Source organism: Paraburkholderia sp. MM6662-R1, assembly GCF_050436245.1.
Taxonomy (GTDB): domain Bacteria; phylum Pseudomonadota; class Gammaproteobacteria; order Burkholderiales; family Burkholderiaceae; genus Paraburkholderia; species Paraburkholderia tuberum.
On the sequence record NZ_JBNDLV010000001.1, the window covers coordinates 2,687,788 to 2,701,018 of the forward strand.

Genomic DNA, 13,231 nt, shown 5'->3' on the forward strand with positions numbered 1-13,231 from the left:
TTGATCGCAATGGGAAACGGTGTATTGCCGGTCCGTCAGTCCGTATACCTCATCGGGGGTCCAGCTTGAACATTCGTAAATTTGTCGGTGCTACCAGTCGCGATGCGTTGCGTCTCGTTCGCGAAGCACTTGGCCCCGATGCGGTCGTGCTGTCGAATCGCACGATGGACGACGGCAGCGTCGAAATCGTCGCGCTCGCCGATAGCGACCTCGCCGCGATCACGCCGAAAGCGCGCGAAGGCGCGCAGGCCGCGGCGCTCGGCACGGGCTCAGGTGCGGCATCGACGCAGGCCCCGCGCGGCTTGTTCGCGGCGCCGACGAATCCGTACGCGAGCGCAATGCCGGACGTGTTTTCGTCGGTGTTCGGCGCGAGCCCGGAAGCGGGTGGTGAAGCGACGCCGGCGATCGAGCCGGCGAATGCGGCTGCGGATTTCATGGCCGGCTCGGTGAACAGGACGGCGCTCAATTCGACGCTCAGCCAGGCGCTCAGCATGTCCGCGAATCGAGCAGCGTCGGCCGCCGCGTTGCCCGGCAATTCGCCAATCGGCCCGGCGATGCCGGGCGCGAGCGGCGCGTCCGCGGCCATCGCGACAGGCCCCGCGCCCGCCGTGAGCCAGTCGGCGTCCAGCGCGGCCACATCGTTCAACGCACCGGCCACGCCCGCCGCTGCCGCCGCGCCTTCCGGCGCGAGCGCCCGCGCCGCGGCCGCGCGCCTGTCGAAAGACATCCGCGCGGATGTGCTGAAAGCTGCCGGCGTGCCGGTACCGCCGGCTATCGCATCGAACGAAGCCGCCGCGCCGCGCACGATGGCCGAGTCGAATCCGTGGCTCATCGATCACGCGCGCCGCCTCGCGGCCGAGCAGCAGCAACAGAGCGGCCAATACAGCGCGCGTCCCGCCGCGATGACGCCCGCCGTCGCGACCGCCAAAGGCCTCGGCAGCGCAGTCGACGCGCGGCCGGCCGCCGTGCCGCCGGTGATCGACACGCCCGACTGGGCGCGCGAAGCCGCCGAGGTCGCTGCGCGCCGCGCCGCTCAGAAGATCGCGCCCGTGCCGTCCGCTACTGACGAAAGCCGCACGCCGTCCGCCGTCGCCGAAGCGATCAAGGGGCGCATGGAGCAGGTCGTCAAGGACACCGTGATGAACGAGCTGTCGTCGATGCGCGACATGATGGAAGAGCACTTCGCGGGTCTGCTGTGGGGCGATCGACAGCGCCGCAGTCCCGCACGCGCCGCGCTCACCAAGCATCTGTTCGCCGCCGGCTTTTCCGCGCAGCTCGTGCAGATGCTGGTCGACAACCTGCCCGAAGAGGTCGACACGATGGACGGCGGCATGGACTGGGTGCGCTCGGTGCTCGAGTCGAACCTGCCGGTGATGGAGGACGAAGACGCGCTGATGGAGCGCGGCGGCGTATTCGCGCTGATGGGGCCGACCGGCGTCGGCAAGACGACGACCACCGCGAAGCTCGCAGCGCGCTGCGTGATGCGCTTCGGCGCGAGCAAGGTGGCGCTGCTGACGACCGACAGCTACCGCATCGGCGGTCATGAACAGTTGCGCATCTTCGGCAAGATTCTCGGCGTTTCGGTGCATGCGGTGAAGGACAGCGCCGATCTGCAGTTGGCGCTCTCGGAGTTGCGCAACAAGCACATCGTGCTGATCGATACGATCGGTATGAGCCAGCGCGACCGGCTCGTGTCCGACCAGATCGCGATGCTAAGCCGCGCCGGCCAGCCGGTGCAGCGTCTGTTGCTGCTCAACGCGACGAGCCACGGCGACACGTTGAACGAAGTCGTGCAGGCGTATCAGCGCGCGCCGGACCAGCAGCCGCTCGCCGGCTGCATTCTGACCAAGCTCGACGAAGCGACCAACCTCGGCGGCGTGCTCGATACGGTGATCCGCTACAAGCTGCCGGTGCATTACGTATCGACCGGACAGAAGGTGCCGGAGAACCTTTACGTCGCGACGAAGAAATTCCTGATCAAGAGCACCTTCTGCATTCCGCGCGACAGCTCGCCGTTCGTGCCGCACGACGACGACATCCCCGCTTTGCTGTCCTCGCTGTCCGCGCGTTCGACGGCCGAGCTGCACGAGGTTCGCTTTGGATAAGTTCGTTTCAGATCAAGCCGAAGGGTTGCGGCGGCTGCTCGGGCGCGGCGGCGCGCGCGTGATCGCGTTGGCGGGTGCGTCGTCGGGCGTCGGTAATACGACCGTGGCGGTCAACCTCGCCGCGGCGCTCGCACAGCAGGGCAAGGACGTGCTGGTGATCGACGAATGCGTCGGTGAGAAATCGGTGAGCTCGATGCTTGGCGGCTTGCGCGGCGCGGGTAACTTCGCGGCGGTGATGCGCGGCGAGAGCCCGGTCGATTTCGCCGCCGCGCGTCACGCGCTCGGTTTTTCGGTGCTGTCCGCCTCGCGCAACAACCGCGAGGGGCATACGGAGGCCGAACTCGGTGTGCTGCTCGGCGGCTCGGCCGATATCGTGCTGATCGACGCGCAGCTCGACGACGAAGGGCATCTGTCGCCGCTCGCCAGGCAGGCGCATGACGTGATGATCGTCGCGCGCATGTCGGGCGAGGCGATCACCGAGGCCTATGCGTGCATCAAGCGTTTGCATTACGCGCACGCGATCGCGCAGTTGCGCGTGCTCGCGAATCACGTGCAAAGCGCCAACGACGCGCAGGCCGCGTTCGCGACTCTCGCCGGCGTGGCCGGCCGTTACCTGAGCGTCGCGTTGGAAAACGCCGGCTGCATTGCGGCCGACGTGCGCATCGCACGGGCACTCGAGCTGTCGCGCTGCGTGGTCGACGCGTTTCCGTCGACACCGGCCGCGCGCGACTTCCGCCATCTCGCCGCCGAATTGCAGTACTGGCCGATGCGGCCAGCGATGTCGTCGCAAACGCCCTGGCGGGCGCCTGCGACAGTTACAGCGGCGCACCACGCCGACCAACCGTCCGCGCATCACGCTTGAAAGGCGTGCACGAAGGACAAGGGGAGCACGATGTACAACGCTCAGGGAAAGATTTCTCAGGCCGAAGTTTTGACGAAGTACGCACCGCTCGTGCGTCGACTCGGCTTGCAGCTTGTCGCGAAAATGCCGGCGAGCGTCGATCTCGACGACCTGATCCAGGCCGGCATGATCGGTTTGCTGGATGCCGCCGGCCGCTACAAGGAAGACCAGGGCGCGCAGTTCGAGACCTATGCCAGCCAGCGGATTCGCGGCGCGATGCTCGACGAGCTGCGCAGCAACGACTGGCTGCCGCGCAGCCTGCGCCGCACGTCGCGCGAAGTGGAATCCGCGGTGCACAAGGTGGAGCAGAACCTCGGCCGCTCGGCGAGCGAGGCGGAGGTCGCCGAGCACCTGCAAATGCCGCTCGACGAATATCAGTCGATGCTGCAGGACCTGCATGGCAGCCAGCTGATCTACTACGAAGACTTCGACCGCTCCGCCGACGACGAACCTTTTCTGGACCGCTACTGCGTCGATCATTCCGATCCGCTCTCGGCGCTGCTCGACGACAGCCTGCGCTCGGCGCTCGTCGAAGCGATCGACCGCTTGCCGGAGCGCGAGAAGTTGCTGATGTCGCTGTACTACGAGCGCGGCATGAATCTGCGCGAGATCGGCGCGGTGATGGAAGTCAGCGAATCGCGCGTGTGCCAGTTGCATAGCCAGGCCGTGGCACGCCTGCGCGCCCGACTGCGCGAAATGGCCTGGGCGAACGCCGAAGCGAACTGACGCCACCGCGGCGCCGGACGCCGTTTTTCAAACGCCGCCTTCAGATGCGGCGGTGCGCCGATGCCGATGCGCGCCTGTGCCGCCTACCGTTGCTCAGGCGTTCGCCATCTCATGCTCGGCGGCGAGCGCGAGAAACGCCGAGCGCGACATACCGCGCGCCTGCGCATACGCGTCGATCTCCTGCACCAGCACCTCGGGCAGCGAGATGTTGATGCGAACCGCCTTCTTCAACGCCGGAATATTGCGCGTCGTCACGAAACCCCATGTGAACCCCGCGAACTCGGGATTGCGCCGATGCTCGCCTAGCGTGAGAGGCTCGGGCAGCGGCAGTCCTTCGTCGAGCAAGGTTTCGAGATGCGATTCGATTGCCTCTTTCGCGTTCACATACGCTTGTTCGAGCGTGTCGCCCGCGGAGTAGCAGCCTGGAATATCGGGCACCACGACGCCGAACGCGTGCGTGTTGTCTCCGGGTTCGATGGCGATCGGAAAGATCAGATGCTTCATTTGAGCCCCGCCTGTTTCAGAATGCTGTTCAGGGTGCCGGCCGGCAAATCTTTTTTCGGATGCGGGACGGTCACGAGCCCCCGTTTTCCCGCGTGCCTGAAATGATGGTGACTGCCCGCTATGCGGACGAGCTGCCAGCCATTCGCTTGAATCAATTTGACGACCTCGGCACTGTTCATACATCATACCCTCCATTATACACACGCCTACACAAACTAACGGGCAAACAAGCTTCCGCCCGTCGAATTGCGGCCGCGTCGAAGCCGCGGCGTTGGCGAAAGCTCGAACGAAGTCACCATTTCAACGTGACGAGGTGGACTAGCGCCAGCTAGCCGAACGGCTAACGCAGCGCGGAACGGACAGGGATTGGGTGGACAAGCGGCGGCGGAAAACGAAAAAGCCCGTCGATGACGGGCTTTTTCATTCATTTCGTAGATTGCTCGATTGCAGGCCGGGCAGGCGGGCCGATCAAAGTCCCGAATAAGCCGGAACTCGCCCGTCCGGCCCGTACAGATTCGTCTTGCGCGGCACGTTGACCTGCAGCGCCTTTAGCGCGCGCTCGTTGTAGTCCATCCGCACGCGGATCAGCTCGCCGTTGTTGGTGTTGACGCGCCGCGCGCGATCCGCGGCTTTCTGCAGCAGCTTCCATTGCGTCGCGACGCGCGCGTCGGTGCTGGCCGCGAGCTCCATGCCGGACCAGCCAGTCGGAAAGCCGAGTTCGGCCAGATGCGAGTCGCGCGCGGCTTCGAGCCTCGCGAGCACCCCGATCAGTTCGGTTTTTTTCTCGACGATCGCCGGCAACTGCTCCAGCGGCGAGACCGCCGTCAGCGCTTTGGTTTCGAGAGTGAGGATCGAGGCGAATGCCTCAACGGTCGAATATTCTTCGATCAGGGTAGCAACGAGGGCGTCTTTCATATCAACAACTCGCTACGCACACTGGCTCGCGAACGGCGCGCGAACCGGGTTGGTCGGACGCCGCCCGGCAGATCACCGCGCGGCGAAATGCCGATCAGTTGCCGGTCGACGAGGTTTTGTTCTGCAACAGGTCGCGCGCCGTCTGCAGCACGCCGTCGGCGATCTTGCCGGAGTCGATCTGCAGCTTGCCGTCCTTGATCGCCTGTTTGATCGACTCGACGTGCGCGGTGTCGATGTCGGCCGAGCCGGAGGCCGCGAGGCTGCGCAGATGCTGCGACAGACCCGACAGGCTCACGCTCGTTTCGCCCGACGCGCTGCTCGCGGCCGGCGCGGCCGTGCTCGTCGCGCCCTGGGTGGTGCTGGCTGCCGGCGTGGCTTCGTCGCTCTGTTGCGAACGGGACAAAGCGTCTTTCAACGACGGCAGATTTGAAGAGGTGGTGGGATCGACTTTCACGATTGGCTTCCCTAACGATTTGATCCTGATAACGGCAACCGCTGATCAAAACTTTAGCGCAATCGCTCGACACCCGGCTCGCCGCCAGGTGGCCACCTACCCCGTTCACTCCCCGTCCGTCTGCCCCGGCCACCGGGGCGCCGACCGTTTCGACGATGCTCGTTGCCGCCAGCCCGCTCACATCGGGATCTCCACCGTGCCGCCGTCCTTGACGATGCCGGAGATGATCTGGCCGTTGGCGGTCTTCACGCGCACCTGCTGGCCCGGCGACGCGTTGTTCATCGCGCTGCCCTCGGACGAGATCGAGAAACCGTCGCCGGCCGCGATGACCCGCACGGTCTGGCCGAACACCACCGCCGACGCGCTCTTCAGCATGTCGCGGCGCAGCGGCATGCCGCCCGCGATCCGCGCGAGCGAGACCGAGCCGACCGCCTGCGAGGGGTCGGTGACGATCGCCTGCGGCAGGCCGGTCAGGTCGCCTTCGCGCGCGACGAGGTCGGCGGCCGTGAGCACTTCGCCCGGCGCCATCGCGCGGGCGGCGAGGTAGTAGGTCGCAAGCAGCGAGATGCGCGCCTGCAGATAGATGGTCCACGGCCGCTCGCCCGCGCAGCGCACGCCGACCGTCAGCCGGCCCCACAGGCGCGCGCCGGTCGGCATGAACGGTTCGAGCGACGTGCACGCGGCGAGGCCGCGCGGAAACGCGGACGCGACAGTGATGTCGGCCTTGCCGGGCAGGCCGACGGCCTGCTGTTGCAGGAACGCGAGCGCGCTGGCGTGAATCGCTTCCGGGTCCTGCTGGCCAGGCAGCGGCGCGGCTTGCGCAGCCGTCGCGGCGGTAGCGGTCTGCGGCGTTCTCTGTGCAATGACGGCCGCCGCTTGGCGCGAGCCAGGCGACGTCGCGGGTGTTCTCGCGATCCCGGGATGCGCCGGCTGCGCCGCAGCGGCCGCGATCGGCTTGCCATTCGCGCCGAACTCGGGCGGCTCGCCGCGCGCGGCGAGACTGTCGAAACCGTCGCCTTGCGGCGCACTGGCCGCGACCACGCGCTGATTCGCGACGCTGGCGACCGGGCCCGCTTCGACATTGACGCGCGCGACGCCTGACGCCCCAGTGCTGGCCGCCGGCGGAATCGTCACGACGCCGTTGGCGTCCGGTTTGAAGTTGGTGCGGATGATGGCCGGCGCGGCGGCAGCGGGCTCGCCCGCGCCCGGAATGACGATCGCGCCGCTTGCGCTCGCGGCGCGCCCGAACGTATCGGTGTCGCGCGACCCGCTCGCGCGGCCGAGCGACTGTGCGGTCGCCGCCGAGAGCGACGCCGCCGACGCGCTGCGCTGCGCCGGCGTCTGAATCCGTTGCGCGAGATCGTTCAGCGCGGCGGGATTTTTCTCGGCGGGCCCGGCAATCACGATCGGACCGCCCGCATCCTGCGCGTGGGTCGTAGCCGGCAGCAACACGATGCCGCCCGCAACCCATACCGCGACGTTGACGGCCGCCCGCGTCAGGCAATGCGCAAGGCAACGCGAGAAAGAGCGCGGTACCGGCTGGGCGAGCGCGCCCTCCGAACCATCGCCCCGTTCATCGACCCGGCCACCCCCCACGCGACGCATCGTCGTGCCGCTCGCCGGCTGCGGCAAGGTGTTGGTGGGCTGGTCCATCGCGGGTCTCCATCGAATGCATCGGTACGCCTTGCATTCTAGTGAGCCCCGCTTTCGCGCAAACGTTGAATAGAAGCCCCCTTTCCCGGTTATTCGTCCGATTGCCGCTTGCGCGCGGCCCATAAGATGCATCACATGCAAAAAGGCCTTCGCACCCGCCGCGTGTCTCTCACGATGCGCACACGGGACGGCCTTGAAAACGTTCTCGGGAGATTCCGATGCTGGACAAGCTCGATGCCGAATTCGCATTCGGCCGGCAGGCGATGGATGTGCGCGCATACCGGCAGGAACTGCTGTCGTCGAATATCGCGAACGCCGACACGCCCGGCTACAAGGCGCGCGATATCGACTTCGCGTCGTCGCTCGCCGGCGCGCTGAAGAAGACGGGCGGCAGCACCGCGGGCCAAGGCGCATCGAACAGCTCGACGCTCGCGATGACGCAACCCGCGGGCGTGACGAGCGGCATGTCGATGAACACGACCGAGGCCGGCCACATGAGCGGCAAGGCCACGCTGACGGCGACGGGCGGCAGCCCCGACGATTACGGCAACCTGCAATACCGGATTCCGCTGCAGCCGGCGCTCGACGGCAACACGGTCGACGTCGACACCGAGCGCGTGCAGTTCGCCGACAACACGGTGCACTTCGAGTCGGGTATGACGGTCGTGTCGAACCAGATCAAGACGATGCTGTCGGCGATCACGTCGGGCTCGTCGTAAGCCGGGCAAGAGCACGGCACCCAGGCAGGGCGCATAGCAGCTGAACACAGGCAGCATGCACGCACGAACAGAAACGCTACGGGACTTAACGTAAAGCCGGTGCGAACCGGCAGGAGAGGTCAGGAAACATGCCATCCCTGATGAACATTTTTGGTGTCGCGGGTTCCGCGATGTCGGCGCAGTCGGAGCGGCTCAACGTGACGGCGTCGAACCTGGCCAACGCGGACAGCACGACGGGCCCCGACGGTCAGCCGTACAAGGCCAAGCAGGTCGTGTTCGCGGTGAGCCCGCTCGGCGGCGCGCGCACACGCTCCGGCCAGCAGGTCGGCGGCGTGCAGGTGACGGGCGTGGTCGACGATCCGTCGCCGATGAAGACCGCGTACGAACCCGGCAATCCGGCCGCCGACGCGAACGGCTACGTGACGCTGCCCAACGTCGACCCGGTGCAGGAGATGGTCAACATGATCTCGGCCTCGCGCTCGTACCAGGCCAACGTCGAAACACTGAACACCGCCAAAACCCTGATGCTGAAAACGCTCACGATCGGAACCTGAGGAGAGAGCCTTGACCACCAACACCACGATCGGCGGCAGCGGCACGACCGTTTCGCCGACGCTGCTCGACACGATGAACGGCACGAGCAGCAGCTCGAGCGCGACCAGCTCGACGAGCAGCACGTCGAGCAGCACGTCGGGCACGTCGGCGGCGGACCTGCAGACCACCTTTCTGCAGCTGCTCGTCGCGCAAATGCAGAACCAGGACCCGACCAATCCGATGGACAGCTCGCAGATGACCTCGCAGCTCGCCCAGATCAGCACGGTGCAGGGCATCAGCCAGCTCAATACGTCGCTCTCCTCGCTGTCGACGCAGCTGTCGGCGGGCCAGCAGTCGCAGGCCGCGCTGCTGATCGGTTCGACCGTGCTCGCACCGGGCAACTCGATCACCGTGGCGAGCGGCAAGACGAACGAGTTCGGCGTCACGCTCGCGAACTCCGTCAGCGACCTGCAGATCGTCGTGAAGAACTCGGCCGGCACGATCGTCAACACGCTCGATCTCGGCAAGCAGTCGGCCGGCACGATTCCGGTTGGCTGGACGCCGACCGATTCGGCGGGCAACACGCTCCCCGACGGCACCTACACGATCACCGCGACAGGCACGATCAACGGCCAGCAGGCGACGGCTACCACGCTCACCGGCGCGACGGTGGAAAGCGTCGTCCAGCAGAGCAGCGGCACGCCGGGCCTCGTGCTGTCGAACGGCTCGACGGTCGACCTGACCGGCGTCGCAGCGATCCTGTAGTCCGGATCCATTCAGTTACGACTTTACAGATACGGAGTACGTCATGAGTTACCAAACAGGTTTGAGCGGTCTGTCGGCGTCGTCTAGCGATCTCGACGTGATCGGCAACAACATCGCCAACGCCAACACCGTCGGCTTCAAGAGCGGCACCGCGGAATTCGCCGACATGTACGCCAATTCGGTCGCGACCGCGACGAGCCAGCAGATCGGTATCGGTACGCAACTCTCCGAAGTGCAGCAGCAATTCTCGCAAGGCACGCTCACGACGACGAACCAGGCGCTGAACGTCGCGATCAACGGCAACGGCTTCTTCCAGATGTCGAACAACGGCACGCTGACCTATTCGCGCAACGGCGTGTTTCAGCTCGACAAGAACGGCTTCATCACGAACGCGCAGGGCCTCGATCTGATGGGCTACGCGGCCAATAGCTCGGGCATCGTCAACACCGCGCAGACCGTGCCGCTGCAGGTGCCAACCGCGAACATCGCGCCGCAGGCGACCACCTCGATCACCGCGGGCCTGAACCTGAACGCGCAGGACAACATCATGCTCGGCGCGCCGACCGCGACGCCGGGCGGCACCAACGCCGGCACGCTGAACACGACCGGCGCGACGATCACCAACGCGGCAGCGGGCACCAACACCGACCAGTACACGATCAACTTCACGAGCCCGACCACCTACACGGTCACGGACAACACGCTCGGCACGACCACGGCGTCGCAGCCCTACACGGCCGGCACCGCGATCACGCTCGGCAACGGCGAGAGCATCACGTTCAGCGGCGCGCCGGTGGCCAACGACAGCTACACGATCACGCAGAACCCGACCACGTTCAACCAGAACAGCTCGTCGACCTACAACTACTCGACGAGCACGACCGTCTACGACACGCTCGGCGGCTCGCAGACCGTCAATATGTACTTCGCGAAAACGGGCTCGGGCACGTGGAACGTGTACGCGGGCCCGTCGACCGGCACCGCTTCCCTGATCGGCACGGCGAACTTCAATTCATCGGGCACGCTGGTCAGCACGACCGACGCGACGACCGGCCTCGCGACCGCGACGCTCGGCGCGTTCACGATGTCGATCCCGACCACCGACGGTTCGGGCACGCCGCAGAACGTCACGCTGAACATGGCCGGCACCACGCAGTACGGCGGCAAGGACGGCGTGAACAGCCTGTCGACCGACGGCTACGCGGCGGGCCAGCTGACGAGCTTCACGGTCGGCTCCGACGGCACGCTGACGGGCAACTACTCGAACGGGCAGACCGCGGCGCTCGGCCAGATCGTGCTCGCGAACTTCTCGAACCAGAACGGCCTCGTCGACCTCGGCAACAACGAGTACGGCCAGACGGCCGCCTCGGGCGTCGCGCAGATCTCGACGCCGGGCTCGACCAATCACGGCGTGCTGCAAGGCGGCGCGGTCGAGAACTCGAACGTCGATCTGACGAGCGAGCTGGTCAACCTGATCACCGCGCAACGCAACTATCAGGCGAACGCGCAGACGATCAAGACCCAGCAGGCCGTCGACCAGACCCTGATCAACCTGTAAGCGAACGGGACCTCTTCATGGATCGGCTGATCTACACCGCGATGTCGGGCAGCGCGCAGGCGCTCGAACAGCAGGCGATCGTCGCGAACAACCTCGCGAACGCGTCGACCACGGGCTTTCGCGCGCAGCTCGAAACCTACCGCGCCGTGCCGATGTCGTTCGGCGACGGCAGCGCGATCAACGACGACACGACCCGCACCTTCGTGCTGTCGTCGACACCGGGCGCCGACTACACGCCGGGGCCGATCCAGCAGACGGGCAATCCGCTCGACGTCGCGATTCAGGGGCCGGGCTGGCTGTCGGTGCAGACCGCCGACGGCAACGAGGCCTACACGCGCGCGGGCAATCTGCACATCGACGAAAACGGCCAGCTCGTGAACGCGACCAATCAGGTCGTGCTCGGCAACGGCGGGCCGGTATCGGTGCCGCCGGGCGCGCAGATCACGATCGGCAAGGACGGCACGGTGTCGGCGCTGACGCCGGGCGATCCGCCCACCGCTGTGGTCACCGTCGATCAGCTGAAGCTGGTCAATCCCGATCCGCAGTCGCTCACGCGCGGCGATGACGGTCTGTTTCGCACCGCCGACGGCAATCCCGCCGACGCCGATCCGACCGTGACGCTCGCGCCGGCGTCGCTCGAAGGCAGCAACGTGAATCCGGTCAGCGCGATGGTCTCGATGATCACCAACGCGCGCCAGTTCCAGATGCAGACGCAGTTGCTGGAAAACGCCGACAAGAACGATCAGTCCGCCAACCAGCTGCTCAGCTTCAGCTAACGGATTGCCACGGGGCGCCCTACGAGGCGCGCTCCGAGACCGCTTTGCATGGGCCCGGAGCAAGCGCTAAAGCGCCAACTCCGCCCGACATTGGAGAACCATAAGTGAACCGCTCACTGTATATCGCCGCCACCGGCATGAATGCGCAACAGGCGCAGATGGACGTGATCTCGAACAACCTCGCGAACGTCAGCACCAACGGCTTCAAGGGCTCGCGCGCGGTGTTCGAGGATCTGCTGTACCAGACCATCCGCCAGCCGGGCGCGAACTCGACGCAGCAAACCGAACTGCCGTCCGGCATCCAGCTCGGCACCGGCGTGCAACAGGTCGCGACCGAGCGTCTGTACACGCAGGGCAACCTGCAGCAGACCGGCAACTCGAAGGACGTCGCGATCAACGGCGGGGGCTTCTTCCAGGTGCAGATGCCCGACGGCACGACCGCCTACACGCGCGACGGCTCGTTCCAGACCAACGCGCAGGGTCAGCTCGTCACGTCGAGCGGCTACCAGGTGATTCCGGCGATCACGATCCCGACCAATGCCACCTCGCTGACGATCGGCAGCGACGGCGCGGTGTCGATCACCGTGGCCAACTCGAGCAATACGCAGCAGCTCGGCACGATGCAGCTCGCGACCTTCATCAACCCGGCCGGCCTCGACGCCAAGGGCGAGAACCTGTTTTCGGAGACGGCGTCGTCGGGTGCGCCGAACGTGTCGCAGCCGGGTCTGAACGGCGCGGGCACGCTCAACCAGGGTTACGTGGAAGCGTCGAACGTGAACGTCGTGCAGGAACTGGTGAACATGATCCAGACGCAGCGCGCGTACGAAATCAACAGCAAGGCCGTGACGACCTCCGACCAGATGCTGCAGACCTTGAGCCAGATGCAGGTTTGAGGACTGGAAATTTAAGGCGGTAAACGATGATGTCGCACTCCACTCGCACTCCGGTTCATTCGCGCACGGCCGAGGCGCTCGTGCAGCTCGCGCTGCTCGCCGCGCTCGGCGGCTGCGCCCAACTGCCGAGGGAACCTATCACCCAGCAGCCGATGAACGCGGTGCCGCCGATGCCGCCGCAGGCGCAGGCGCCGGGCTCGATCTACAACCCGGGCTTCGCGGGTCGGCCGCTGTTCGAAGACCAGCGGCCACGCAACGTAGGCGACATCATCACGATCGTGATCGCCGAGAACATCAACGCAACGAAGAACTCGGGCGCGAATGCGAGCCGCGACGGCAGCACGAACTTCAGCGTGCCGACCGCGGGCTTTCTCGGCGGCCTGTTCGCCAAGACCAACCTGAACGCGACCGGCGCCAACGGCTTTACCGGCACCGGCGGCGCGAACGCGTCGAATACGTTCAACGGCACGATCACCGTGACCGTGACCGGCGTGCAGGCGAACGGCAACCTGATCGTGAGCGGTGAGAAACAGATGCTGATCAATCAGGGCAATGAATTCGTGCGCTTTTCCGGTGTCGTGAATCCCAACACGATTTCGAGTCTGAACGCCGTGTACTCAACCCAGGTCGCCGACGCGAAAATCGAATACTCCGCGAAGGGTTACATCAACGAAGCGGAGACCATGGGCTGGCTGCAGCGGTTCTTCCTCAACGTGGCGCCGTGGTGA

Annotated in this window: 15 protein-coding genes; 10 read left to right on the forward strand and 5 right to left on the reverse strand. The window is 66.1% G+C overall.

The genetic code is table 11. The features are described from left to right. Positions 1–65: 65 nt before the first annotated feature. The 3 genes from flhF to OKW39_RS12625 are packed head-to-tail and all read left to right on the forward strand — an operon-like array spanning position 66 to position 3,732. Positions 66–2,105 carry a flagellar biosynthesis protein FlhF gene (gene flhF, locus OKW39_RS12615; RefSeq protein WP_429562799.1) on the forward strand — a complete coding sequence of 680 codons (2,040 nt, stop codon included), beginning with the start codon at positions 66–68 and terminating at the stop codon, positions 2,103–2,105. Then, complete coding sequence (locus tag OKW39_RS12620; RefSeq protein WP_429562800.1) at positions 2,098–2,967, forward strand: MinD/ParA family ATP-binding protein; 870 nt, start codon at positions 2,098–2,100, stop codon at positions 2,965–2,967. Before flhF ends, OKW39_RS12620 begins: the two co-directional genes overlap by 8 nt. Positions 2,968–2,997: 30 nt before the next feature. Next, on the forward strand, positions 2,998–3,732 hold the full coding sequence (locus OKW39_RS12625; RefSeq protein ID WP_429335464.1) for an RNA polymerase sigma factor FliA: 735 nt from the start codon (positions 2,998–3,000) through the stop codon (positions 3,730–3,732). Between the two features lie 93 nt (positions 3,733–3,825). On the opposite strand, the gene OKW39_RS12630 is transcribed toward OKW39_RS12625, so the two are convergent. From OKW39_RS12630 to flgA, 5 genes are all read right to left on the reverse strand, one after another. Continuing rightward, complete coding sequence (locus OKW39_RS12630; RefSeq protein WP_090802498.1) at positions 3,826–4,236, reverse strand: type II toxin-antitoxin system HicB family antitoxin; 411 nt, start codon at positions 4,234–4,236, stop codon at positions 3,826–3,828. Further along, complete coding sequence (locus OKW39_RS12635) at positions 4,233–4,415, reverse strand: type II toxin-antitoxin system HicA family toxin (protein WP_013090886.1); 183 nt, start codon at positions 4,413–4,415, stop codon at positions 4,233–4,235. Before OKW39_RS12635 ends, OKW39_RS12630 begins: the two co-directional genes overlap by 4 nt. A gap of 289 nt (positions 4,416–4,704) precedes the next feature. Continuing rightward, positions 4,705–5,151, reverse strand: a complete 447-nt coding sequence (locus OKW39_RS12640; RefSeq protein WP_018418771.1) for a flagella synthesis protein FlgN — start codon at positions 5,149–5,151, stop codon at positions 4,705–4,707. 94 nt (positions 5,152–5,245) lie between these two features. Beyond that, a complete protein-coding gene (flgM, locus tag OKW39_RS12645; RefSeq protein ID WP_090802502.1) occupies positions 5,246–5,605 on the reverse strand; it encodes a flagellar biosynthesis anti-sigma factor FlgM in 360 nt (119 codons plus the stop codon). A 177-nt stretch (positions 5,606–5,782) separates the two neighbouring features. Beyond that, entirely contained in the window at positions 5,783–7,258 is a 1,476-nt protein-coding gene (flgA, locus tag OKW39_RS12650; protein WP_429562801.1) for a flagellar basal body P-ring formation chaperone FlgA, read from the reverse strand. 218 nt (positions 7,259–7,476) lie between these two features. On the opposite strand from flgA, the gene flgB reads away from it, so the two are divergent. The 7 genes from flgB (at position 7,477) to flgH (ending at position 13,231) form a co-directional block, all read left to right on the forward strand. Then, positions 7,477–7,977: a flagellar basal body rod protein FlgB gene (flgB, locus tag OKW39_RS12655; protein WP_090802505.1), complete on the forward strand. Its 501-nt coding sequence runs from the start codon at positions 7,477–7,479 to the stop codon at positions 7,975–7,977. A 128-nt stretch (positions 7,978–8,105) separates the two neighbouring features. Beyond that, positions 8,106–8,531 carry a flagellar basal body rod protein FlgC gene (gene flgC / locus OKW39_RS12660; protein WP_026225509.1) on the forward strand — a complete coding sequence of 142 codons (426 nt, stop codon included), beginning with the start codon at positions 8,106–8,108 and terminating at the stop codon, positions 8,529–8,531. Between the two features lie 10 nt (positions 8,532–8,541). After that, the gene (locus tag OKW39_RS12665) at positions 8,542–9,276 is read left to right on the forward strand and encodes a flagellar hook assembly protein FlgD (RefSeq protein WP_090802508.1); all 735 of its coding nucleotides are present in this window, start codon (positions 8,542–8,544) and stop codon (positions 9,274–9,276) included. A gap of 43 nt (positions 9,277–9,319) precedes the next feature. Further along, positions 9,320–10,834: a flagellar hook protein FlgE gene (locus OKW39_RS12670; RefSeq protein ID WP_090802510.1), complete on the forward strand. Its 1,515-nt coding sequence runs from the start codon at positions 9,320–9,322 to the stop codon at positions 10,832–10,834. A 17-nt stretch (positions 10,835–10,851) separates the two neighbouring features. Then, a complete protein-coding gene (flgF, locus tag OKW39_RS12675; protein WP_090802512.1) occupies positions 10,852–11,610 on the forward strand; it encodes a flagellar basal-body rod protein FlgF in 759 nt (252 codons plus the stop codon). Between the two features lie 104 nt (positions 11,611–11,714). Then, positions 11,715–12,503, forward strand: a complete 789-nt coding sequence (flgG, locus tag OKW39_RS12680; protein WP_187612742.1) for a flagellar basal-body rod protein FlgG — start codon at positions 11,715–11,717, stop codon at positions 12,501–12,503. A 29-nt stretch (positions 12,504–12,532) separates the two neighbouring features. Further along, a complete protein-coding gene (flgH, locus tag OKW39_RS12685) occupies positions 12,533–13,231 on the forward strand; it encodes a flagellar basal body L-ring protein FlgH (RefSeq protein WP_090805528.1) in 699 nt (232 codons plus the stop codon).

What these genes read in the sequence shown, in the direction of transcription:
- flgC (WP_026225509.1), top strand. Translation starts at nt 8,106, where the DNA reads ATGCCATCCCTGATGAACATTTTTGGTGTCGCGGGTTCCGCGATGTCG.
- flgB (WP_090802505.1), top strand. Translation starts at nt 7,477, where the DNA reads ATGCTGGACAAGCTCGATGCCGAATTCGCATTCGGCCGGCAGGCGATG.
- OKW39_RS12625 (WP_429335464.1), top strand. Translation starts at nt 2,998, where the DNA reads ATGTACAACGCTCAGGGAAAGATTTCTCAGGCCGAAGTTTTGACGAAG.
- OKW39_RS12670 (WP_090802510.1), top strand. Translation starts at nt 9,320, where the DNA reads ATGAGTTACCAAACAGGTTTGAGCGGTCTGTCGGCGTCGTCTAGCGAT.
- OKW39_RS12630 (WP_090802498.1), bottom strand. Translation starts at nt 4,236, where the DNA reads ATGAAGCATCTGATCTTTCCGATCGCCATCGAACCCGGAGACAACACG.
- OKW39_RS12635 (WP_013090886.1), bottom strand. Translation starts at nt 4,415, where the DNA reads ATGAACAGTGCCGAGGTCGTCAAATTGATTCAAGCGAATGGCTGGCAG.
- flgF (WP_090802512.1), top strand. Translation starts at nt 10,852, where the DNA reads ATGGATCGGCTGATCTACACCGCGATGTCGGGCAGCGCGCAGGCGCTC.
- flgA (WP_429562801.1), bottom strand. Translation starts at nt 7,258, where the DNA reads ATGGACCAGCCCACCAACACCTTGCCGCAGCCGGCGAGCGGCACGACG.
- flgH (WP_090805528.1), top strand. Translation starts at nt 12,533, where the DNA reads ATGTCGCACTCCACTCGCACTCCGGTTCATTCGCGCACGGCCGAGGCG.
- OKW39_RS12640 (WP_018418771.1), bottom strand. Translation starts at nt 5,151, where the DNA reads ATGAAAGACGCCCTCGTTGCTACCCTGATCGAAGAATATTCGACCGTT.